This window comes from Streptomyces fulvoviolaceus (genome assembly GCF_000718165.1).
In the GTDB taxonomy this organism is placed as follows: domain Bacteria; phylum Actinomycetota; class Actinomycetes; order Streptomycetales; family Streptomycetaceae; genus Streptomyces; species Streptomyces fulvoviolaceus.
Genome location: NZ_JOEY01000002.1, coordinates 228,091 through 249,027, shown reverse-complemented (window position 1 = coordinate 249,027; position 20,937 = coordinate 228,091). Strand labels below are relative to the sequence as shown.

General features: G+C 71.1%; 20 protein-coding genes. 9 read left to right on the top strand and 11 right to left on the bottom strand.

The annotated features are described in order from the left end of the window. Nucleotides 1–13: 13 nt before the first annotated feature. On the bottom strand, nucleotides 14–994 hold the full coding sequence (locus IG08_RS0102995; protein ID WP_030595878.1) for a zinc-binding dehydrogenase: 981 nt from the start codon (nucleotides 992–994) through the stop codon (nucleotides 14–16). Between the two features lie 65 nt (nucleotides 995–1,059). After that, entirely contained in the window at nucleotides 1,060–2,220 is a 1,161-nt protein-coding gene (locus IG08_RS0102990; protein ID WP_030595873.1) for an FAD-dependent oxidoreductase, read from the bottom strand. Nucleotides 2,221–2,359: 139 nt separating this feature from the next. Here IG08_RS0102990 and IG08_RS0102985 point away from each other — a divergent pair, with 139 nt between their 5' ends. Beyond that, a complete protein-coding gene (locus IG08_RS0102985) occupies nucleotides 2,360–3,037 on the top strand; it encodes a pentapeptide repeat-containing protein (RefSeq protein WP_078655418.1) in 678 nt (225 codons plus the stop codon). A 192-nt stretch (nucleotides 3,038–3,229) separates the two neighbouring features. Further along, nucleotides 3,230–4,444, top strand: coding sequence for a polysaccharide pyruvyl transferase family protein (locus IG08_RS0102980; protein ID WP_030595870.1), 1,215 nt, complete (start codon nucleotides 3,230–3,232; stop codon nucleotides 4,442–4,444). Between the two features lie 49 nt (nucleotides 4,445–4,493). Here the strand turns inward: IG08_RS0102980 and IG08_RS0102975 are convergent, their stop codons facing one another. Beyond that, a complete protein-coding gene (locus IG08_RS0102975; RefSeq protein ID WP_030595869.1) occupies nucleotides 4,494–4,994 on the bottom strand; it encodes a hypothetical protein in 501 nt (166 codons plus the stop codon). A gap of 41 nt (nucleotides 4,995–5,035) precedes the next feature. On the opposite strand from IG08_RS0102975, the gene IG08_RS0102970 reads away from it, so the two are divergent. Further along, on the top strand, nucleotides 5,036–6,439 hold the full coding sequence (locus IG08_RS0102970; protein WP_030595868.1) for a M1 family metallopeptidase: 1,404 nt from the start codon (nucleotides 5,036–5,038) through the stop codon (nucleotides 6,437–6,439). A gap of 71 nt (nucleotides 6,440–6,510) precedes the next feature. Here IG08_RS0102970 and IG08_RS0102965 read toward each other — a convergent pair whose 3' ends face one another. After that, the gene (locus IG08_RS0102965) at nucleotides 6,511–7,086 is read right to left on the bottom strand and encodes a TerD family protein (RefSeq protein ID WP_030595866.1); all 576 of its coding nucleotides are present in this window, start codon (nucleotides 7,084–7,086) and stop codon (nucleotides 6,511–6,513) included. A 171-nt stretch (nucleotides 7,087–7,257) separates the two neighbouring features. On the opposite strand from IG08_RS0102965, the gene arfB reads away from it, so the two are divergent. Both arfB and IG08_RS0102955 read left to right on the top strand, forming a co-directional pair. Further along, complete coding sequence (gene arfB, locus IG08_RS0102960; protein ID WP_030595863.1) at nucleotides 7,258–7,695, top strand: alternative ribosome rescue aminoacyl-tRNA hydrolase ArfB; 438 nt, start codon at nucleotides 7,258–7,260, stop codon at nucleotides 7,693–7,695. Nucleotides 7,696–7,924: 229 nt separating this feature from the next. Then, entirely contained in the window at nucleotides 7,925–8,797 is an 873-nt protein-coding gene (locus IG08_RS0102955; protein WP_030595861.1) for a sigma-70 family RNA polymerase sigma factor, read from the top strand. Here IG08_RS0102955 and IG08_RS0102950 read toward each other — a convergent pair. Next, nucleotides 8,794–9,267, bottom strand: coding sequence for a GNAT family N-acetyltransferase (locus IG08_RS0102950; RefSeq protein WP_030595859.1), 474 nt, complete (start codon nucleotides 9,265–9,267; stop codon nucleotides 8,794–8,796). The genes IG08_RS0102955 and IG08_RS0102950 overlap by 4 nt on opposite strands. Before the next feature lie 42 nt (nucleotides 9,268–9,309). Continuing rightward, nucleotides 9,310–9,885 (bottom strand): flavin reductase family protein, encoded by a 576-nt coding sequence (locus IG08_RS0102945; RefSeq protein WP_030595856.1) that lies wholly within the window; start codon nucleotides 9,883–9,885, stop codon nucleotides 9,310–9,312. A 385-nt stretch (nucleotides 9,886–10,270) separates the two neighbouring features. On the opposite strand from IG08_RS0102945, the gene cdgB reads away from it, so the two are divergent. Together cdgB and IG08_RS0102935 are read left to right on the top strand one after the other, a co-directional pair. Next, entirely contained in the window at nucleotides 10,271–11,929 is a 1,659-nt protein-coding gene (gene cdgB / locus IG08_RS0102940) for a diguanylate cyclase CdgB (protein ID WP_030595854.1), read from the top strand. Nucleotides 11,930–12,045: 116 nt separating this feature from the next. Then, nucleotides 12,046–12,981, top strand: a complete 936-nt coding sequence (locus tag IG08_RS0102935) for a CBM35 domain-containing protein (protein ID WP_030595850.1) — start codon at nucleotides 12,046–12,048, stop codon at nucleotides 12,979–12,981. A gap of 33 nt (nucleotides 12,982–13,014) precedes the next feature. Here IG08_RS0102935 and IG08_RS0102930 read toward each other — a convergent pair whose 3' ends face one another. The 3 genes from IG08_RS0102930 to IG08_RS0102920 form a co-directional block, all read right to left on the bottom strand. Beyond that, the gene (locus IG08_RS0102930) at nucleotides 13,015–13,944 is read right to left on the bottom strand and encodes a 1-phosphofructokinase family hexose kinase (RefSeq protein WP_030595846.1); all 930 of its coding nucleotides are present in this window, start codon (nucleotides 13,942–13,944) and stop codon (nucleotides 13,015–13,017) included. A 140-nt stretch (nucleotides 13,945–14,084) separates the two neighbouring features. Next, nucleotides 14,085–15,320: an N-acetylglucosamine-6-phosphate deacetylase gene (gene nagA / locus IG08_RS0102925; RefSeq protein WP_078655417.1), complete on the bottom strand. Its 1,236-nt coding sequence runs from the start codon at nucleotides 15,318–15,320 to the stop codon at nucleotides 14,085–14,087. Then, nucleotides 15,320–16,261 carry an ROK family protein gene (locus tag IG08_RS0102920; protein WP_030595840.1) on the bottom strand — a complete coding sequence of 314 codons (942 nt, stop codon included), beginning with the start codon at nucleotides 16,259–16,261 and terminating at the stop codon, nucleotides 15,320–15,322. The genes nagA and IG08_RS0102920 overlap by 1 nt, the downstream gene beginning before the upstream one ends. A 130-nt stretch (nucleotides 16,262–16,391) precedes the next feature. On the opposite strand from IG08_RS0102920, the gene IG08_RS0102915 reads away from it, so the two are divergent. Both IG08_RS0102915 and IG08_RS0102910 read left to right on the top strand, forming a co-directional pair. Next, on the top strand, nucleotides 16,392–17,657 hold the full coding sequence (locus tag IG08_RS0102915; RefSeq protein ID WP_078655416.1) for an extracellular solute-binding protein: 1,266 nt from the start codon (nucleotides 16,392–16,394) through the stop codon (nucleotides 17,655–17,657). A 32-nt stretch (nucleotides 17,658–17,689) separates the two neighbouring features. After that, on the top strand, nucleotides 17,690–17,938 hold the full coding sequence (locus IG08_RS0102910; RefSeq protein WP_030595834.1) for a DUF3263 domain-containing protein: 249 nt from the start codon (nucleotides 17,690–17,692) through the stop codon (nucleotides 17,936–17,938). A gap of 464 nt (nucleotides 17,939–18,402) precedes the next feature. Here IG08_RS0102910 and otsB read toward each other — a convergent pair whose 3' ends face one another. Together otsB and IG08_RS0102900 are read right to left on the bottom strand one after the other, a co-directional pair. Beyond that, complete coding sequence (gene otsB / locus IG08_RS0102905) at nucleotides 18,403–19,257, bottom strand: trehalose-phosphatase (RefSeq protein ID WP_030595831.1); 855 nt, start codon at nucleotides 19,255–19,257, stop codon at nucleotides 18,403–18,405. Nucleotides 19,258–19,414: 157 nt separating this feature from the next. Beyond that, nucleotides 19,415–20,905: an alpha,alpha-trehalose-phosphate synthase (UDP-forming) gene (locus tag IG08_RS0102900; RefSeq protein ID WP_030595828.1), complete on the bottom strand. Its 1,491-nt coding sequence runs from the start codon at nucleotides 20,903–20,905 to the stop codon at nucleotides 19,415–19,417. Nucleotides 20,906–20,937 lie beyond the last annotated feature (32 nt).

Here is a 20,937-nt window from a genome sequence, read left to right as displayed (position 1 = left end):
GCATCTGGGCGTGTCATGGCTCCAGGACCACCTTTCCAGTGGTCCCGCGCGTCTCCAGCGCCCGGTGCGCGGCCGCCGCCTCGGCGAGCGGGAAGCGCTGCACGGCGGGGGTGAGGCGGCCCGCGGCGGCCTCGGTGAGGGCGCGCAGCTCCAGGGTGCGGATGGGGTTGGGGCCGCCGGCCTTGCGCATCATCACGGGGCCGAGGACCTGCTCGGAGACGCCCTCGACGAGATACGGCTGTCCGCCCCGGATCCCTTCGCCGGACCAGCCGAACACGATGTGCCGGCCGCCGGGTCCGAGGAGTTCCGTGCTGTGGCGGGCGACATCGCCGCCGACGCCGTCGAAGACGACGGTCGCGGGCCGGCCCCCGAGATAGGCGCGCACCTTGTCGGGCCAGGCCGGGTCCTTGTAGTCGACGGCGAGGTCGGCGCCGTTGGCCTGCGCCTTGGTGACCTTGTCCGGCCCGCCGGCCAACCCGACGACAGTGGCCCCGGCGTTCTTGGCGTGCTGCACGAGCAGCGTGCCGATACCGCCCGCGGCCGCCGGGATCACGGCCACCGAGCCCGGCCCGAGCTCGGTGAACTGGAGGATCCCCATCGTCGTACGCCCTGTGCCGATCATGGCGACGGCCTGGGCGAAGTCCAGGTTCCCGGGGATCTCGTGGACGCGGTCGACATCGGTGACGGCCAGTTCGGCGTAGCCGCCCGGCGCGAACCCGAGGTGGGCGACCACGCGCCGGCCGAGCCACAGGTCGGCGACTCCCTCGCCGAGGGACTCGACCGTGCCGGCGACCTCGCGGCCGGGGATGGTGGGCAGCGCCGGCGGCTCGGGCAGCGGGCCCTGCTGTCCCTCGCGCAGGGCGGTGTCCAGGAGGTGGACTCCGGCCGCTCGTACGGCGATACGGACCTGTCCCGGGCCCGGTCGGGGGTCCTCGGCCTGCTCGTAGGTGAGGTTCTCGGCCGGGCCGAAGGCGTGCAGGCGGATGGCGTGCATGTGGAATCCCCCAGTTGGATGTCTTGTCCGTCGCTTCCGTCGCTCAGGAACCCCACTCTTCAACCTCAGGCATGCTTGAGGTCAAGGGCGTGCCGGCCGAGCGCCAGCGACACGGCGGTGAGCGCGCTGTTGAAGGAGACCTCGGACAGGACACCGGGCGCCGCGACCTGGTCGCCCGCGAGATAGACACCGTCGCCCCGGTCCACGGCCGGCCGGTCGCGCCAGCTCGTACCGGGCAGATCCACGGCCCCCGTACGGCCGTTCGCGACGGACTCGCGCCGCCAGGTGACCCGCTCGCGCCAGCCCTCGAAGCCGAGGTCGAGCAGCTCCTCGGCACGGGCGATGCCGTCCGACTTCGTCTCGTACGGCGCGATGGGGATCTGCCCCTGGACGAGCTGCTCACCGGCCGGCGCGAGGGTCCGGTCCTGTGCGGTGAACCGCTCGATCCAGCCGGGGAAGTCGAGGTCGGAGACGGCGAAGGCGTCACCGCGGCGGGTGCGCAGGGCGAGGTCGATTAGTGCCGTGCGGCCGCTCGTCCAGGTCAGCGAGTCGTCGCGGAGGAGACGGCGGGCGGCGTCGAGGGAGGTGGCGACGACGACGGGCGTGTCGGTCGGGAGGGTGTCGACCCGGGCCAGCGTCTCCATGCGCACGCCGAGGTTCCAGGCGCGGGCGGCCATACGGTCGACGACGGAGGCCCAGCCGCCGCACGGGTAGTGCGCCTCGGGCGGAAGCTTGGTGGCCCGCCGCAGCCGTTCCTGCACGAACGCGGCGGACAGGGCGCCCGGGTCGTGGTGGAAGAGGGCGACGGCGGAGTAGTGGGCGGCGGCGCGAGCGCCTTCGCCTCCGGCCTGTTCGGTCGCCCAGGACAGGAAGTCCTGGTCGATCGGGGCTTGTTGGGCGCTACGACGGAGCAGCTTGAGCATCGCGAAGGGCGGGGTGCGGCGCAGCACCCCCTTGTGGCGGAGCCGCAGCCGGGCCGCCTCCAGGGGCGGGATCGGCGCGAGCGCCCCGATGAGGTCGCGCTGCCTGAGCCAGGACCAGTGCGGGCCGCCGCTGTAGAGGGCGTGCGGCCCGTCGTTGGTCCGGTACGGCCCCTCGGCGGTCCGCGCCCGCCCGCCGAGGGTGTGATGGGCCTCGTACACGGTGACCTTGGCGCCCGCCTCGGCGGCGGTGATGGCCGCGGTCAGCCCGGCGAGGCCGCCGCCGATGACGGTGATGCGGTGCATGGCTGGGGGTCTCCCTCTGGTTGGCGTCTCGCTTCCGTGGGTTCTGTGAGTACGACGGACGGGGTGGGCCGGAATGTGACATGAATGGGTGTTGTCGCAGGTCAGGGCGATTGTCAGTGACGGGGTGCAGCATGGGGGCATGGTGAGTCGAGGGACGGGTGCGAGCAGGGTGAAGGGTGCACGGCGGCCGGAGGTGCGGCTGCCGCCGCTGGAGGGGCACGGGGGAGGGGAGCTGGAGCCCGATGGGGACTACGACGGGCTGGAGTTCCGGGACCTGGACTTCGCCGGGCAGGACGGCGCGGGCGCCCGCTTCATGGACTGCGCGCTGACGGGGTGTGCGCTGGACGAGACCCGGCTGCGCAACGCCCGCATCTTCGACTCGGTCCTCACCGGCGTCCGGGGCGTGGGCACCAACCTCTCGGATGCGACGCTGCGTGACGTCGAGCTGGTGGACGCACGTCTGGGCGGGGTCCAGCTGCACGGCGCCGTCCTGGAGCGCGTGGTGGTGCGCGGCGGCAAGATCGACTACCTGAACCTGCGCACCGCTCGCCTGAAGGACGTCGTCTTCGAGAGCTGCGTCCTGGTCGAACCGGACTTCGGCGGCGCCCGCCTGGAACGCGTCGAGTTCGTCGACTGCGACCTCAAGGGCGCGGACCTCACCGCGGCGACCCTGACGGACGTCGACCTGCGCGGGGCCGCCTCGCTGGAGATCGCGCGGGGGGTGGACCGGCTGCGGGGGGCGCTGATCAGCCCGTCCCAACTGCTGGACCTGGCACCGGTGTTGGCAGCGGAACTGGGCATTCGGGTGGAGGGCTGACGAGGTGGGGACGTTCTACGGCAATGAGCTGGTGGCGCGCTTCGGCCCGACCGGCGCCCAGGAACCGTCCGGCGGACGGTAGGTGGGACGGGACCCCACGCCCCGAATCCATCGCCCCGACGTCGATGTGTACGTTGGCCGGTGGTCCGCACCACTTCGAGGCGCCGGCAACAACTAGGGGAAAACCAACACATGGCACGCGTCGCCGTCATCACCGCGCCCAACATCGGGTACCGCAACACAGGAATGCTGACCGTCGACTTGGCCTTCGAGTCCCTGCGACGGCGCATGGGCACCGAGATCGACCCGACCTGGTACACCCTGCACACGCCGGAGACCGTGCCGCTGCGCGAGGGTGCGCAAGGCACCGACTTCCCGTTCCGCTTCCGTTCCCTGATCGAGCACCTCGACGAGCTCCGCGACCACGACGCGGTCGTCTTCTGGGGCGACTTCCTCCACACCCGGCACTACCTGGCACAGGACGCGACGAACCGCCTGCTCGATTTCGGCATCGCCGAGGACCGCGACGCCGCCCGGGCCCTGCTGAACCGGACCCTGCTGCTCGCAGACCAGCCGGACGAACTCCTCGCGCGGACCCTCAGCTACGGCGGGACGATCCTGCACAACACACAGTCCGACTACGAGGACAAGGAATTCGGTCCACATTTCTCCCGCCTGATGACGCGCAGTCACCGGGTCTGGATGCGTGACCCGCTGTCGGCGGCCAAGATCGCGCACCTCCGTGGGGACCGTACGACCGAGTACTTCGGTTCGGACGCGGCGCTGCTGTCCCGCCCGGGCGACCTCGACCACCTCCCGACCACGCAGTGGTCCCAGGAGGTCCCGGACGGCGGTGCGATCGGCGTGTTCCTCGGCGCCCGTACCGAAATCCCCACGTGGCTGCCCGACTTCTGCCAGGGCCTCTCCGATCGCTTCGGAGCCCCTCTCGAATGGCTGCCCTGGTTCGACCGGGACATCCCGTCCCAGGCCGGCCCCATCGCGGCCCGCCCGGGTGCCCCCACCGTCGGCGACCTGGTGAGCGTCCTCTCCCGCTATCGACTGGTCATCACGGACACCTACCACCTGTGTGTCAACGCATGGGGCGCCGGCACCCCGGTGGTGTGCGTCGGCACCCCCGAACCGGTTCCGACGACCGACGACGACTACCTGACGCTGAGCGATGTGAAGAAGCACGTGTTCCACATGGCTTACGACGCTACGGACTTCTACCTCTCCACCCTCCCCGACACCCGGGAAGCCCACCAGCGCCGCGCCGACCGGCTCGTCCACCTCGTGGAAGGCGGCGGAGCCGACGCCGTCGCCGCGCGGATCCGCGAACACGCCGACCATTCGGGGACCGCGTTCACCGAGACACTCACCTCGTTGCTCGGCACCACACGCCGATGACGCGCTCAAGTGCCGCCCGGCCTGCGGGATCGCAGGAGCCCCCAGTGGCTCACCGCACCCGCGGAAACTGCGCCTGAAGCGTCCAGATCGCCGGGTTGTCCCCCAGGTCCTCGTGCAGATCAACCAGGTCGGCGATCAGGTCGTGCAGGAAATCCCGAGCCTCGCGGCGCAACTCCGCGTGGGAGAAACTCAACGGCGCCTCCTCCACCGGCATCCAGTCCGCCTCGACATCCACCCACCCGAAGCGGCGCTCGAAGAGCATCCGGTCCGTGGACTCGGTGAAGTCCAGTTCCGCGTGCTGCGGCCGGGACGCCCGGGAGCCCGCCGGATCCCGGTCCAGCCGCTCCGCGATGTCGCACAGCGCCCACGCGAAGTCGAGCACCGGCACCCATCCCCAGGCTGTGGACAGCTCCCGGTCCGCCTTGGTGTCGGCGAGGTAGACGTCACCGCAGAACAGGTCGTGCCGCAGGGCGTGGACGTCCGCCCGGCGGTAGTCCGTCTGCGGGGGATCCGGGAAGCGGTTGGAGAGGGCGTAGCCGATGTCGAGCACGTAGGTGATGGTGTCACGCGCCCTCTCATAGGATCACTGCCGTGCCCCGATCCGCACCGGTCGTCCTGACCTGCACGTCCTTCCTCGCAGCCCTGGCGCTCGCCCTGACCGCATGCGGCGGCGGAGTCCACGGCACCCCCGGCGCCTCCGGCCTCCGCGACCCGTACTTCCCGAAGGCGGGCAACGGCGGCTACGACGTCACGCACTACGCCCTGGACCTGGCCTACGACCCGGACGAGAAGGACCTCTCCGGCACGGCGACGATCACCGCCCGCGCCACCCAGGACCTCTCCGCCCTGAACCTGGACCTGGACGGCCTGGACGTCGAGTCCGTCACCGTCGCCGGCAAGGGCGCCCGCTGGAACCGCGCCGGCCAGGAGCTGACCGTACGTCCGCCCCACGACCTCGACGACGGCGAGACCTTCCGCGTCACCGTCCGCTACTCCGGCACCCCCGAGACGATCACCGACCCGGACGACTCGAAGGAGGGCTGGCTGCCGACGCGGGACGGGGCACTCGCCCTGGGCGAGCCGACGGGGTCGATGACGTGGTTCCCCGGCAACCACCACCCGTCCGACAAGGCGTCGTACGACATCGCCATCAGCGTGCCCGAGGGCCTGCAGGCCGTGTCCAACGGCGAGTTGAAGTCGACGAGGACCGCGGACGGCCGTACCACCACCACCTGGCACACCGCCGAACCCATGGCGAGCTACGTCGCCACGCTCGCGATCGGCGACTACACGATCCGCCGCTCCACGACCCCTGACGGCCTGCCCGTGTACGTGGCCGTCGACCCGGCCGAGGCCGGCGCAAGCCGCAAGGTGCTGGCGAAGATCCCCCAGGTCATGGAGTGGGCCCAGGACACCTTCGGCCCCTACCCCTTCTCCTCCACCGGCGCGATCGTCGACCGCGAGGGCGACGCGGGCTACGCCCTGGAGACCCAGAACCGCCCCGTCTTCCCCGGCGCACCCGACACGGAGACCCTCGTCCACGAGCTCGCCCACCAGTGGTACGGCAACTCGGTCACCCCGAAGACCTGGCAGGACATGTGGCTCAACGAGGGCTTCGCGACGTACGCGGAATGGCTCTGGGACGAGGACCACGGCGGCGACAGCGCCCAGCAGACCTTCGACGCGCTGTACGACCACGGCGAGGACGTCTACGAGGACCTCTGGTCCTTCCCACCCGCCAACCCGACCAGCTCCGGGCACATCTCCGACAGCCCCGTCTACCAGCGCGGCGCGATGGTCCTCCACAAGATCCGCCGGGCCGTCGGCGACAAGACCTTCCACGCGATCGTCCGCGGCTGGGCCACCACCCACCGCCACGGCAACGTGGACACGGCGGACTTCACGGCCTACGTCGAGAAGCGGGCACCCGACGAGGACTTCGACGCGATCTGGAAGGACTGGCTGTACGGGGAGGGGAAGCCGGCGCACGCGTAAGGAGCGGGGCGGAACGCCGGAACCCCCGGCCGAAGCCAGGGGTTCCAGTACAGCGCAGCGTCTTGCGACGGTCAGACGTTCACGCCGAAGTCCTGCGCGATGCCCACCAGGCCCGAGGCGTAGCCCTGGCCGACGGCGCGGAACTTCCACTCCGCGCCGTTGCGGTAGAGCTCGCCGAAGACCATGGCCGTCTCCGTGGCCGCGTCCTCCGACAGGTCGTAGCGCGCGATCTCGGCGCCGCCGGCCTCGTTCAGGATGCGGATGTAGGCGTTGCGGACCTGGCCGAAGTTCTGCGAGCGGTTCTCCGCGTCGTAGATCGAGACCGGGAAGACGATCTTCTCGATGTCGGCCGGGAGGCCGGCGAGGTTGACCTTGATCGCCTCGTCGTCGCCCGCGCCCTCGCCGGTGCGGTTGTCACCGGTGTGGACGATGGTCTTGTCCGGGGTCTCCTTGTTGTTGAAGAAGACGAAGTGGCCGTCCGAGTAGACCTTGCCCTCAGTGTTGACCGCGATCGCGGAGGCGTCGAGGTCGAAGTCCGTGCCGGTGGTCGTGCGGACGTCCCAGCCGAGGCCCACGGTGACGGCGGTCAGGCCCGGGGCCTCCTTGGTGAGCGAGACGTTGCCACCCTTGGACAGGCTTACAGCCATGGTTTGGGAGTCCTTCCCTCGTTTGTGTACGGCGGTACGGGCTTGAAGCTACAGCTACCCCAATGAACGCAGCGAGGGGTGCCCAAGGTTCCCCGTGTCTTTACTTTCTTTACCAAGAGGGGGGACGTCCCGGTGATATTCGGGTGACGTGGACCGGACAGAGCCGGGAACATGGACCCCATGGCCGGTCCCTATGTCATCCGCGGCTCCGTCTCGCTTCCCGAGGCCGAGCTCATGTGGCGTTTCTCGCGGTCGTCCGGGCCCGGTGGACAGCACGTCAACACCAGCGACTCGCAGGTGGAGTTGCGCTTCGACGTCGAGCGGACCGAGGCGCTGCCCGAGGTGTGGAAGCAGCGGGCCCTGGCCAAGCTGGCCGGGCGGCTCGTCGACGGAGTCGTCAGCGTCCGCTCCTCCGAGCACCGCTCGCAGTGGCGCAACCGCGAGACCGCCGCCGTACGCCTGGCGGCGCTCCTCGCCGAGGCCACCGCGCCCCCGCCCAAGCCCCGCCGGGCGACCCGCATCCCGCGCGGCATCAACGAACGCCGGCTGCGGGAGAAGAAGCAGCGCTCGGACACGAAGCGGGGCCGGACCGGCAAGGACTGGGGCTAAAGCGCTTCGCTGGAAGTGCGGCGATGTGCTGTCGGTCCGCTGCGGCGGCGTCGTGGCTGGTCGCGCCCACGCGGCGGAGCCGCACATCGATACAGCCCCGCGCCCCTTCAGGGCGCTGCCGAACCGCAGCCGACTTCGCCCGACCCGCTTGGGGCCTGTCACATCTCCCGCGCGCCATCCGTCAACCCAGTGACGACGACGGACGGACCGCGACGAGAGGCAGCGACCGATGAGCGAGAACGACTTCCTGGCCGAGCGCTTCGAAGCCCACCGGGGCCATCTGCGCGCCGTCGCCCACCGCATGCTCGGCTCGGTCGCCGAAGCCGACGACGCGGTGCAGGAGGCGTGGGTCCGGCTGAGCCGGTCCGACGCCCGGCAGGTGGACAACCTCGGGGGCTGGCTGACGACGGTGGTGGGCCGGGTCTGCCTGGACATGCTTCGCTCCCGCAGGTCCCGAGCCGAGCAGCCGCTGGAAACGTACGAGGCGTACGGCGCAGCGGCACCGGTGCCGGCCGCCGTACCCGACCCCGAGCAGGACGCCCTGCTCGCCGACTCGGTCGGCGTCGCCCTCCTCGTCGTCCTCGACACCCTCACCCCCGCCGAGCGGCTGGCCTTCGTGCTGCACGACCTGTTCGCGGTGCCGTTCGACGAGATCGCGGGCATCGTCGGCAAGACCCCCACGGCGGCCCGCCAGCTCGCCAGCCGGGCCCGGCGCCGGGTGCAGGGCTCCGAGGCACACGAACACGACACCGACCTCGTACGGCAGCAGAAGCAGCGGGAAGTCGTCGACGCCTTCCTCGCCGCCGCCCGCGAGGGCGACTTCGACGGGCTCCTCGAGGTGCTCGACCCGGACGTCGTGGCGCGCACGGAGGTCGGTGTGACCACGGGCGCGGCGGCGGTGGCGTCCGGCGCGACGACCTACTCCCGCGTGGCCGGTGTCGCCGTGCCCGCTCTCGTCGACGGTGCCACGGGCCTCGCGGTCGTCGTCGACGGCCGGGTGGAGCGCACCCTGACCTTCACGTTCGTACACGACCGCATCGCCGTGATCGACATCGCCACGGACCCCGGACACGTCTCGCGACTGGATGTACGCCTGCTCTAGTCCAGCTCCAGGACCCCGACCGTCTCGCCCTCGCTCTGCTCCCCGGTGATGCGGAACCCCAGCTTCAGATAGAACTCCTCCGGCCCGTTCGGCTCGGGATGCCAGGTGACGTAGAGCTGCTTGCCGCCCCGGCGGCGGATCTCCTCGGCCACCGACTCGACCGCGAACCGGCCGTATCCGCGGCCCTGTTCGCCGGCCGCGATGTTCAGCCGCCACAGGCCGGAACGGAACAGCGTGCCGTCCGCGGCCCAGTCGATGTCGAAGAAGGCCATCAGGAATCCGACCGGGCGGTCGCCGTCGACCATCAGACGCGGCCAGGCGACCCCGGCGGGATGGACGTATGCCTCGGCGAGGGACTGCATCACCGGCGAGACCGCGAATTCCTGTTCCGGGCGGACCTTTATGCCCGTCGCGGCCGCGAAGTTGCGGGGCGTGATCTCTTCCAGATGAAGTGCGGAGGCCGTCGTCATGCGCGCACCCTAGGCAAGCGGATCACGCGTGGGCCAACGAATTCAGCTCAACTGCCGGTACCGCCCACGGAAATACGCCAGCGGCCCCCCGTCCGCGCTCGGCACGTCCGCCGTCAGCACCCGGCCGATCACCAGCACGTGGTCGCCGGCCGCCACCCGTTGCTCCGTCCGGCACTCCAGCGTGGCCAGCGCGCCGCCCACCAGGACAGCGCCGGTCGCGGCGCCGCGGACGTACGGGATGTCCTCGAACAGCAGCCGGTCGCTGATGCGGCCCTTCATGGCGAAGCGGCCGGCGATGTGCCGCTGGCTCTCGGACAGGACCGAGACCCCCCACAGGGGCTGCTCGTCCAGCAGGTCGTCCATGCGGGAGCCCGTACGCAGGCTGACCAGCACCAGAGGCGGGTCCAGGGAGACCGACATGAACGCCGTGGCCGTCATGCCGACGTCCTCGCCCCCCGGCCCCTCGGCATCGAGCGGGGCCTCGAACGCGGTCACCAGGACCACGCCGGCGGCCAGCCGGGACATGGCGGCGCGGAACTCGTCGTTGCTCACCCCCACAGCATGCCCGGAGGCGGGCGTGGGGATCATCGGGCGCGTGGCGGGGGGAGTGTTCGGCACGTCGGTCACGCTAATCTCCGGTCCGTGCGCGCCGCATCGGGCCTCCGCCCGAGGCCGGACCTAGGTCCCGCGACCGACCTGAGACCGACCCGCGATCGAGGCGCGCGCAGGTCGGGCCACTGCCTCCACAAAGACACAAAGTTTGTGTTCAGCAAACGCACAGGGAAATCGCAGAAACCCCACTCAATTGTTCATGTTTCGCTGTGACTTGAGTCACAAGAGGTACTAATTGTTGACCCTGTGTACCGAGTGGGCAGCGCGCTGTGATTCAGTGGCGGGGAAGATGCAAGGGCACCACCGAACACGAAGCACTGCACAAGAAGCGCGGAAGAGTACGCCGAAGACAACCCTTGATTCGCTGCGAAGTCTCGGGGGGAGGGCGAACATGGAGACCGAGTCGGAGCCTTATGTCCGCCTTGCGTCTCTGCGACAGCTGCACCAGGGCATGGCCGACATGAACACGGCCCGCAGCCTGGCGGACACACTGCAGACGGTCGCGGACGGCGTTGTGGGCGCACTCGGTTACGAGCTGGCGTGCGTCAATCTCGTACGCCCCGACGGTGATCTCGTGGTCGCCGCCTTCTCCGGCAACCAGGCCGCCGAGGCCCTCATCACCGGCCGGGTCGGCTCCCGCGAGTCCTGGGAGCGCCGCCTCAGCATGGGCGAGAACTGGGGCGACCTGGTCTTCATCCCGCACACCGAGGGCTGGGTCCTCGACGACGACGACGTACCGCAGTGGTACACCGACGGCCCCGCGCCCCGCTTCGAGGACGAGTGGCACCCCTCCGACCGGCTCTTCGCGCCCATGTACACGCCGGGCGCCGGGGGCGCCGCGTGCGGCGAGCTGATCGGCGTGCTCTCGGTGGACCGCCCGCGCAACGGCCGGCTGCCCGGCGCCTGGGGGCGCGAGGCACTCCAGATGTACGCGTTCCAGGCCGCCATCGCGATCAGCAATGCCCGTCTACGCGCGAATATGCAGCGGGCACTGGTCAGGCTCGAAAGGGACCAGCAGGCCCTGCGGGCGAGCGAGGAAAGCTTCCGGCAGGCCTTCGAGTACGCCCCCTCCGGCATGGCCATCGCCGAGATGGGCGGCGACCAGCACGGCCGGATCCTGCGCACCAACGACGCGCTGTGCCGCCTGCTCGGCCGCCCCGCCTCCGCGATGCGCCGCTACTCCTTCTCCGACCTCGTCCATCCCGAGGACATAGGGACACTGCTGCGGACCTCCGCCGAGGGCGGCCGCGCCGAGCTCCGGCTCGGGCGCCGCGACGGTACGTACGTCTGGGTCAGCCTGCGCAACAGCGTCGTCGCCGACGCCGCCGACGGACCCCGCTTCCTCCTCACCCACGTCGAGGACATCGAGGAGCGCAAGCGCCGCGAGCTCCAGCTCGCCCACCGCGCCTCGCACGACTCGCTCACCGGACTGCCGAACTCCGCCGAGCTGCGTGCGCGCCTGTCCTCCCGTCTGTGTCAGCGCCCCACCACCCACTCCGCCGCCCTGGAGCCCCTCGACGCGGCGACCTACGGCCACCCCGCCTACGACGCCAACGGCCACGGCTTCGACTTCCGGCCCGACGCCGCGGCCCTCGACGCCTTCGACCACCACGTGCACACCGTCGCCCCCGAGGGTGAACGTGACGACGGCGCCAAGGGGCTCGCGGTGCTCTTCTGCGACCTCGACGGCTTCAAGTCGATCAACGACCGGTTCGGGCACAACGCGGGTGACGCGGTCCTCATCGAGGTCGCCCGCCGGCTGTCCCGCCAGGTGCGCGACGGCGACACCGTGGCCCGGCTCGGCGGCGACGAGTTCGTGATCCTCGCCAACGGGCTCGGCAAGGCCGACGCCCAGGACCTGGCAGTACGCCTGCGCAACGAGATCATCCAGCCCATCCGGGCCGAGGGCCGGGCCGTCCGCGTCGGCGCCAGTTTCGGCATCGGCTGGGCGCACTGCGGGATGACGGCGGACGAGGTGTTGAAGTCCGCCGACGAGCGGATGTACATCGAGAAACGATCTCGTCCCAAACAACACAGACGCGCGGGATGATCCCCAGGTCAGTGAGCTGATGCGATCCGAGTCACCCGTTTGGGCCATGCGGAGCGGGTAGGCTCGCCATTCTGACTCCACGTATCGCATCCGCCCGCACCTGAGGAGTACAAGGGATGACGTCCGGCAACAACGGGGCGAGCACGCCCGAGGACGACGACCCGTTCGGCTACCTCTACGCCGACGGACAGGCCAACGGAGCGCAGCCCCCGTCGGGTAGCGGTGGCTACGGCTATCCGGGCTCCGTCAACCGCGTGCGCGCGGTCGGCCAGCGGCAGTACCCCCAGCAGGCACCGGCACCCGCGACCGCGCCGTACGGCCAGGTCCCGCAGCAGTCGAACGCCCACTACGCCGCGCCCGAGACCTTCCCGGGCGGCGCCCCCACCACCCAGCACCCGATGCAGTCCTACAGTGACGGCGGCAACCGCGGCCGCGGCCCCAACACCAAGGGCCTGCTGATCGGCGCGATCGCGGTGGTCGCCGCGGTCGTCATCGGCATCGGCGTGGCGATGGCGGGCGGCGACGACAAGGACAACGCGGGCGGCAGCGGGGCGTCCACGACGCCGTCGACCTCGCAGAGCAGCGAGCCGAGTGCGTCGGCCTCGGAGTCGGCGGCTGCCGGTGAGCTGCCGAAGGTCGACGCGAAGGCACTTCGCCTGGAGGGTGGTACCACCACCGCGTCCGATGTGAAGGGCGCCAACGCCGACGGCGGCGTCTATGTGCAGGGCTTCAACCAGGTCGGCGCCAAGGTCACGTGGACCGTCAACGGCATTGAGAAGACCGGCACCTACCGGCTCTACGTCCGTTACGACATTCCCGGTGTGGATGCCAACGGGACGCTGACGGTCAACGGCAAGGCCAACACCCAGCCGCTGAACATGAAGAACTTCGCCAAGCAGCCCGAGGGCGACTGGGAGAAGGGCTGGCAGACCACCTGGGCCCAGGTCTCCCTGAACAAGGGCACCAACACGATCGAGCTCTCGTGCCAACAGGGCAACCAGTGCAATGCCCTGCTCGACCAGTTCTCCGTGACGGAGAACGTCGACCAGTAGTGGTTGGAGCAGAGCTCCGACATCGTGGGACTGTCACGCCGCGCTGACCTCCCCGGTCACCGCCACCCGCCCCACCAGCTCCTCGTAGGCCTCGCGGTCGAACTCGCCCGCCACCGGCGCCAGTACGGTCGCTGCGGACAGGGCGACCGCGCGGGCCAGCCGGTCCGGCCACGGGAGTCGTTCCACCAGTCCTGACAGCAGGCCCGCGACCGCCGAGTCTCCGGCGCCCGTCGGGTTGCCGTGGACGCGGGCGGGCGGGGTGGCGCGCCAGCGGCCCTCGGGGGCCGTCGCGAGCAGGCCCTCGGCGCCCAGGGAGGCGACGACCGCGCGGGCGCCACGCCTGCGCGCGTCCTGCGTGGCGCGCAACGGCTCGTGGGAGCCGGTGAGTTCGGCCAGTTCGTCGGCGTTCGGCTTGATGACGTCCGGGCGGGCGGCGACCCCACGGCGCAGCGGCTCCCCGCCGGTGTCGAGCAGCACGGGCACTCCGGCCGCCCGAGCGGTCCGTACGAGACCCGCGTACGCCCCCACCGGCACCCCCGGCGGCAGACTCCCGCACAGGGCCACCGCGGCGGCGGACGCGACGAGATCCTCGTACGCCTCCTGGAAGGCGGACCACTCGGCCGAAGTCACCGTCGGACCCGGCTCGTTGAGCTGGGTGGTGTCGCCGGTCCGCTCGTCCACGACGGCGATCGTGCGGCGGCTCGCGCCCGTGACCGGGACGAGGGCGTCCACCACCCCGGGCACCGCGGTGAGTTGATCCTGTACGGCACGCCCCGTGGCGCCGCCCGTGAAGCCGGTGACCGTCACCTCGTGGCCGAGGGCCGCGAGCACCCGGGCCACGTTCAGGCCCTTGCCGCCCGGCCGTTCGGTCACCTCGCCGACCCGGTGGGAGGTGTGCGGCCGCAGCGACCGTACGCGATAGGTGATGTCGAGAGCGGTGTTCAGCGTGACCGTGAGGATCACCTGGGCCGACCTCCCCCGAGGAAATGAACAGAACGCGCCTGCCGTACGGCTGTTGCGCCGCCCGGAGAGGTGATCATGCCAAACGGACGGCGGTCGTCCCAGTCTCGCAGGACAACCGCCGCTCTCAACAGCCGGACACATCACCCCAGTTGGGGATCGACCACCCATTCGCCGCGGCGCATCACGCCCTTGAGGTCGAATTGATGGTCAAGAAGCACGAGGTCGGCGTCCTTGCCGGGCTCCAGGGAGCCGATGCGGTCGTACATCCCCAGCAGCCGGGCCGGGTTGGCGGAGATGGCCGCGACGACGTCCTCGACGGGCAGCCGGTCCACCGTCACCGCCCGCTTGAACGCGCGGTCCAGGGTCAGGGTCGAGCCCGCGATCGAGCCGCCCTCCACCAGCCTCGCCACACCCTCGCTGACCTCGACCTCCAGCGGGCCGAGCATGTACCGCCCGTCGCCGAAGCCGGCCGCGTCCATCGCGTCCGTGATGAACGCGACTCTGCTCGCGCCGGCGTGATGGAAGGCCAGTTGGAGGGAGGCGGGGTGGAGGTGCGTGCCGTCGTTGATGAGCTCGACGGTGATGCGCTCGTCCTCCAGGAGGGCGACGATCGGGCCGGGGTCGCGGTGGCCGAGGGGCGGCATCGCGTTGAAGAGGTGGGTGGCCACGGTGGCGCCCGCGTCGATGGCTTCGAGGGTCTGCTCGTACGTCGCGTCCGTGTGGCCGATCGCCGCGATGACGCCGTGTTCGGCGAGCAGGCGTACGGAGTCGATGCCGCCGGGGAGTTCGGTGGCGAGGGTGACCATCCTGGCCTTTCCCCGTGCCGCGTCGATCAGCTTGCGGACCTCCGCCGGGTCCGGGTCGCGCAGCAGCGCCTCGGAGTGCGCGCCCTTGCGGCACGGGGAGATGAACGGGCCCTCGAAGTGGATCCCCGCGATGTCGCCCTGCTCGGCGAGCTCGGACAGGAGGCCGGCCCGCTGGGCGAGGAAGTCCATGTCGCCGGTGACGGTGGAGGCGACGAGGGTGGTGGTGCCGTGTCGCCGGTGCGTGTCGATGCCCTTGACCACGTCGTCTGCGGTGCCTGAGGTGAAGGAGGCTCCGCCTCCGCCGTGGTTGTGGAGGTCGACGAATCCGGGCACCAGCGTGTGGCCGGATACGTCGATCACCTGGGCGTTGGCCGGGGCGGCACCGGTGATTCGGGCGCCGTCGATGATGAGTCGGCCGTTCTTGACGGTTCCGGTGGGGAGGACCAGGTCGGCTCCGGACAGGATGAGGGGCCCATTGCCGGATGCGGGCTGCGGGTGGTGTGTGGCTGGTCGCGCCCCGCGGCGTAGCCGCATATCGGCGCTGTCCCGCGCCCCTAGGGGGGTTGCCATCAGGTCGCTTCCTCCGGCGTCGTAGGTGTGGTCAACAGATCCCAGGCCAGCAGGCCCGCGCCCAGGCATCCCGCGGTGTCTCCCAGGGCCGCCGGAACCACCGACGGGAGCTTCTGGAAAGTGACTCGTCGGCGGACTGCGTCCCGTAGTGGTGTGAACAAGGTTTCCCCCGCCTCGGCCAGGCCGCCACCGATGATGAGGGTGCGGGGGTCCAGCAGGGTGAGGGCGGTGACCAGGCCGTCGGCGAGGGCGTCGACGGCGTTCTGCCAGACGGCCTGTGCCTGCGGGTCGCCGGACTCGACGGCCTTCGCGCAGTCGGCCGCGTCCGCCTCGGGGTCCCCGGAGACCGACGCCCACGCCTCGCTGACCGCCGCCGCGGACGCGTACCGCTCCAGACAGCCGCGCTGCCCGCACGGGCAGGGGCTCCCTCCGGGCCGTACGACGATGTGGCCGATCTCGCCCGCGAAGCCGTGCGCGCCCGACTCCACCCGGCCGCCGATGCCGATGGCGCCCGCGATGCCGGTGCCGAGGGGCACGAACAGGAAGCGGTCGGCGCCCCGGCCCGCGCCGATCCGGCCCTCCGCGAGGCCGCCGGTGCGCACGTCGTGGCCGAGGGCGACCGGGACGCCGAGCCGCTCGCCGAGGAGCGAGCGCAGCGGTACGTCCCGCCAGCCGAGGTTGGCCGAGTAGGCGGCGATGCCCCGCTCCTCGTCGACGATGCCGGGCACGGCGACGCCGGCCGCGGCCGCGGGCTCGCCGAGGTGCTCGACGCCGTACGCGCGTAGCTCGGCGGCGAAGTCGAGGATGCCGTCGACGACCGCGTCCGGGCCGCGCTCGCGCCCTGTGGCGCGGCGGGCCTGGTGCAGCAGCTCGCCGTCCGTCCCGACCAGGGCGGCCTTCATCCCGGTGCCGCCCACATCGAGGGCGATGACATGTCTCACGGGGGACAGTGTGGCCCCCGGACCCGCAAGAGGTCTAGTCCACTCACGTGGTGTAGACCTGAACCTCTGAATAAGTATGACTTTTTGAAGATTTCGAAAAGTTTCGAACGTGAGTTTGGGGCGGTTGTTGGTGGGGCGGCGTGGAACGGGAACGATCGCGGCGGTGTCCGCACTTGGCATGGCGGCGGTCCTCGGTGGCTGCGGCTTCGGCGACGGCTCGGGGGACGTCACCCTCAAGCTGGTCGCCGCCGACTACGGCGACGGCGCGGCCAACAGCTCCCAGAAGTACTGGAACAAGCTCATCAAGGCGTACGAGGCCGATCACCCCGGTGTGACGATCGACCTGACCGTCTACTCCTGGAACGACGTCGACCGCAAGGTCAAGAACATGGTCGAGGCCGGCAAGGCGCCCGACCTCGCGCAGATCGGCTCCTACTCCGACTACGCCCGCAAGGACCTCCTCTACAAGGCCGGCGACCTGGTCTCCATCACCACCCAGGCCGACTGGGAGTCCCAGCTCGCCGCCGCGGGCCAGGTGAACGACGTCCAGTACGGCATGCCGTTCGCCGCCTCCACCCGGCTGCTCTTCTACAACAAGGCCCTCTTCACCAAGGCCGGCCTCACCCCGCCGGAGACGTGGGACGAGCTCGCCGCCGACGCCGAGGTGCTCAAGGCGCAGGGCGTGAAGTACCCGTACGCGCTGCCGCTCGGGCCGGAGGAGGCGCAGGCCGAGACGATGCAGTGGCTGCTCAGCGGGGGCGGCGGTTACACCAACTCCCTCGGCAGCTACGGCATCGACTCCGAGGAGAACGTCGCCACCCTCACCTGGCTCAAGAACGACCTCGTCGGCAAGGGGCTGACCGGGCCGGTCGCGCCGGGCAAGCTGAACCGCGCGGACGCGTTCGCCGCGTTCGCGGCCGGGGACGTCGGCATGCTCAACGGGCATCCCTCGCTGATGAAGACGGCCGCCGCCAAGGGCGTCAAGGTCGGCATGGTGCCGATGCCCGGGGCCGACGGGCAGAGCAAGACCTCCATGGGCGTCGCCGACTGGATGATGGCCTTCAAGCAGAACGGCCACGCCGAGCAGGTCGGCGACTTCCTCGACTTCGTCTACAGCGAGAAGAACGTGCTCGCCTTCTCCCGCGAGTACGACCTGCTGCCCGTCACCGACTCCGCCTCCAGGACGATGAGTACGGCCAAGCAGGACGCCGACCTCGAGCCCTTCCTCGACGCCCTTCCGGTCTCCGAGCTCTACCCCGTCGGCAAGACCTCCTGGGCGACCGTCAGTGCGGCCGTGAAGGCGAAGATCGGCCAGGCGGTCGCCTCGGGCGGCAGCCCGACGTCGGTCCTGGACGCGCTGCAGAACACGGCAATCTCGGCGGAGAGCGGGGAGTAGTCACTGTCAGTGCCGGGGGCTACGGTGCGGGCATGGAGGACGAGCGGGAGGAGTACGGCGGACTCGGTCGCCGGGAGCGGGACATTCTTGCGCTGGAGCGGCGCGGATTCGGTGGGCCGGGGCTGAAGGAGCGGGCGATACGGGAGGAGCTGGGGCTGGCGCCGGTGCGGTATTTCCAGTTGCTGAATGCCCTGTTGGACGACGAGAGGGCGTTGGCGTACGACCCGGTGACGGTGAACCGGCTGCGGCGGGTGCGGGAGGCCCGCCGGTCGGAGCGCTGACGGCCCGCGGCGGGGCCGCTGACGGATGCGGTCTCGCCCCCGCCGCCCTTACCCGTCCCGTCCCTGGGGGCTGCCGCCCCCAGCCCCCCGCTGTCGGCCCTGAACGGGCCTTGTCCTCAAACGCCGGACGGGCTGGAATACCGGGGCCGGCGCCTGGCAGCGACGCCCCCGGCGGGTGGGTGGGGGTTTGGGATGGTCGGTGCTTTGTCCTCAGGCGCTGGACGGGCTGGGATGCACCGGCCGGCGCCTGGCAGCGACGCCGCCACCGGGTGGGTGGGGGTTTGGGATGGTCGGTGCTTTGTCCTCAGGCGCCGGGCGGGCTGGGATGCCGGGGCCGGCGCCTGGAAGCGGGGCCCCCGGCGGGTGGGTGGGGGTTCGGGATGGTCGGTGCTTTGTCCTCAGGCGCCGGGCGGGCTGGGATGCACCGGCCGGCACCTGGAAGCGGAGCCCCCGGCTGGAATGTCTCAGCCCAGTCGTGTCGCCAGCCCCCGCAGCAGTTCCACCACTCCCGTCGGGCCGTCCACCACGACGTCCGCCCGTTCCCTTAGCTCGGTCACCTCGTCGTTGCCGCTGCAGACGAGGAGGCCGGGTGTGCCGTCGGAGCGGAGTTTGTCCACGGCGGAGAAGGCGGGGAGGTCGCCGAGGTCGTCGCCGGCGTAGAGGACGGACTCGGCGGAGAGCTCACGGACGTATTCGAGGAGGGCGACGCCCTTGTCCGTGCCGGGTGGGCGGAGTTCCAGGACCAGGCGGCCCGGCTCGACGATCAGGCCGTGGCGGGTGGCCAGGTCGGCGAGGGGCTCGCGGAGGGCCTCGAAGGCGGTCTGGGGGTCGGAGGCGCGGCGGGTGTGGACCGCGACCGCCCGGCCCTTCTCCTCGATCCACGTCCCCTGCCACGCGCCGATCTTGTCCAGGAACCCCGGCAGCTCCGCCCGGACGGCGGCGACCCCGGGATGCGGGGCGGGCGCGTTCACGGTGCCGGTGACGGCGTCCCAGCGCTCGGCGCCGTAGTGACCGAGAACGACGAGGTGCTCCAGGCCGGGCACCCCGGCGAACCCACCGTTCCGGACGGCCACCCCCGCCGGCCGCCCGGTGATCACCGCCACGGCGGCCACCTTCGGCGCGAGTGCGGCGAGTGCGGCCACCGCCTCCGGGTGCGCCCGCGCCTGCTCGGGATCCGCCACGATCGGCGCGAGGGTGCCGTCGAAGTCGAGCCCGATCACCGCGCGCTCCGGCTGAGCGAGCAGAGCGCGAAGCCCGTCCCGCCCGGCGGGGGTGACCGGCGTCGGCAGAGGGTCGGTGGAGTCCGTGTGGCTGCCCATGGTGGGGACCTTATCCGTGAAGGAGTCTGAGATCTGGGCGCCGACCGGTGTATTTCAGCCCGTCCGGCGTTTGAGGACGAGGCCGTTCAGGCCGAAAGCGGGGGTCTGGGGGCGGCAGCCCCCAGGGACGGGACGGGTAGGGGCGGCGGGGGCGAAATCAGCCGTTCAGCGCGCCCAGCTGATCCAGGAACCACTGCGCCGGCGGCAACGCCGTAGCCGCCGCGGCGAGCCGCTTCGTCCGCTCCGCCCGCTCGTCCAGCGGCATGGTCAGCGCCTCGTGCAACGCCCGCGCCGTACCGACCACGTCGTACGGATTCACGGCGATCGCGTCCTTGCCCAGCTCCTGGAACGCCCCCGCCTCCCGCGACAGCACCAGCGCGCACCCCTCGTCGGAGACGACCGGCACCTCCTTCGCGACGAGGTTCATGCCGTCCCGGATGGGGTTCACCAGGGCCACGTCGGCAAGCCGGTACGCCGCCAGGGAGCGCGCGAAGTCGTCCTTGACATGCAGCACGACCGGGGTCCAACCCGGCGTCCCGTACTGGGAGTTGATCTCGTCCGAGAGCCGCTGCACCTCGGCGGTGTACTCCCGGTACACGGCGAGGTCCTGGCGGGAGGGATAGGCGAAGGCGACGTGCACGACGCGCTCGCGCCACTCGGGGTGGTCGTCGAGAAGCTGCCGGTACGCCAGCAGTCCGCGCACGATGTTCTTCGACAGCTCGGTGCGGTCGACCCGGACGATGGCCTTGCGCCCCTCGCCGATCTCCGCGCGCAGGGCCACCAGGCGCTCCTCGACGTCCGCCTCGTGCGAGCGGGCGTGCAGGAACTCGGCGTCGGCACCGAGGCCGTGCACGCCGATGAGCGTCTCGCGGGTGATCCGACGGCCGTCGAGCAGGTGCTCGATCGACCTCGGGGCACCCGACGGCCAGGCGCCGATCCAGCGCTCGGGGTCCACCTGCTCCGCACAGCGCTGGAACGCCGTCGCCCACGGCCAGGTCAGGAACGCCACCCGGTCCGCCCCGAGCATGCCCTCCATCAGCCGCGCCCGGATGTCGTCGGGCAGCATCCGGAAGTACTCCGGCGGCGCCCACGGCGTGTGCGAGAAGTGCCCGATGCGCAGGTCGGGGCGGAGCTCGCGGAGCATGCCGGGCACCAGACACAGGTGGTAGTCCTGCACCAGCACCGCCGCGCCCTCCGCCGCCTCCTCCGCCAGCGCCTCCGCGAACGCCCGGTTGTAGGTCTCGTACGACGCCCACTGCCGCCGGAACTCCGCGTCGAAGACCGGCTCCAGCGGTGTCTGGTACAGCATGTGGTGGACGAACCAGAGCACGGAGTTGGCGATGCCGTTGTACGCGTCCTCGTGCACGTCGGCCGGAATGTCCAGCATCCGCACACCGTCCCCCACTCTCGGCTTCGCTCGAGCGGGGGGACCCCCACCGCCGACCCCGCGCCGTACCGCCTCCCGGTCGCCGTCGCTCAGCGCCGAGCACACCCACAGCGCACCCGTGTCCGGCCCGATCGCCGACAGTCCCGAGACCAGTCCGCCGCCACCCCGCTTGGCGTGCAGCGAACCGTCCGGGCGTACGTCGTACGAGACCGGGCCGCGGTTGGACGCGACCAGCACCTGCATGGAAGCCGTGGAAGCCATACGCCTCAACCTAGCCCGGCCCGTAAACACTC

Excerpts from the sequence above, each read along its gene's own strand:
- IG08_RS0102985 (WP_078655418.1), top strand. The coding sequence starts at position 2,360 with ATGGTGAGTCGAGGGACGGGTGCGAGCAGGGTGAAGGGTGCACGGCGG.
- IG08_RS0102910 (WP_030595834.1), top strand. The coding sequence starts at position 17,690 with ATGGAGGACGAGCGGGAGGAGTACGGCGGACTCGGTCGCCGGGAGCGG.
- nagA (WP_078655417.1), bottom strand. The coding sequence starts at position 15,320 with ATGGCAACCCCCCTAGGGGCGCGGGACAGCGCCGATATGCGGCTACGC.
- IG08_RS0102980 (WP_030595870.1), top strand. The coding sequence starts at position 3,230 with ATGGCACGCGTCGCCGTCATCACCGCGCCCAACATCGGGTACCGCAAC.
- cdgB (WP_030595854.1), top strand. The coding sequence starts at position 10,271 with ATGGAGACCGAGTCGGAGCCTTATGTCCGCCTTGCGTCTCTGCGACAG.
- IG08_RS0102955 (WP_030595861.1), top strand. The coding sequence starts at position 7,925 with ATGAGCGAGAACGACTTCCTGGCCGAGCGCTTCGAAGCCCACCGGGGC.
- IG08_RS0102950 (WP_030595859.1), bottom strand. The coding sequence starts at position 9,267 with ATGACGACGGCCTCCGCACTTCATCTGGAAGAGATCACGCCCCGCAAC.
- arfB (WP_030595863.1), top strand. The coding sequence starts at position 7,258 with ATGGACCCCATGGCCGGTCCCTATGTCATCCGCGGCTCCGTCTCGCTT.
- otsB (WP_030595831.1), bottom strand. The coding sequence starts at position 19,257 with ATGGGCAGCCACACGGACTCCACCGACCCTCTGCCGACGCCGGTCACC.
- IG08_RS0102995 (WP_030595878.1), bottom strand. The coding sequence starts at position 994 with ATGCACGCCATCCGCCTGCACGCCTTCGGCCCGGCCGAGAACCTCACC.
- IG08_RS0102990 (WP_030595873.1), bottom strand. The coding sequence starts at position 2,220 with ATGCACCGCATCACCGTCATCGGCGGCGGCCTCGCCGGGCTGACCGCG.
- IG08_RS0102900 (WP_030595828.1), bottom strand. The coding sequence starts at position 20,905 with ATGGCTTCCACGGCTTCCATGCAGGTGCTGGTCGCGTCCAACCGCGGC.
- IG08_RS0102965 (WP_030595866.1), bottom strand. The coding sequence starts at position 7,086 with ATGGCTGTAAGCCTGTCCAAGGGTGGCAACGTCTCGCTCACCAAGGAG.
- IG08_RS0102935 (WP_030595850.1), top strand. The coding sequence starts at position 12,046 with ATGACGTCCGGCAACAACGGGGCGAGCACGCCCGAGGACGACGACCCG.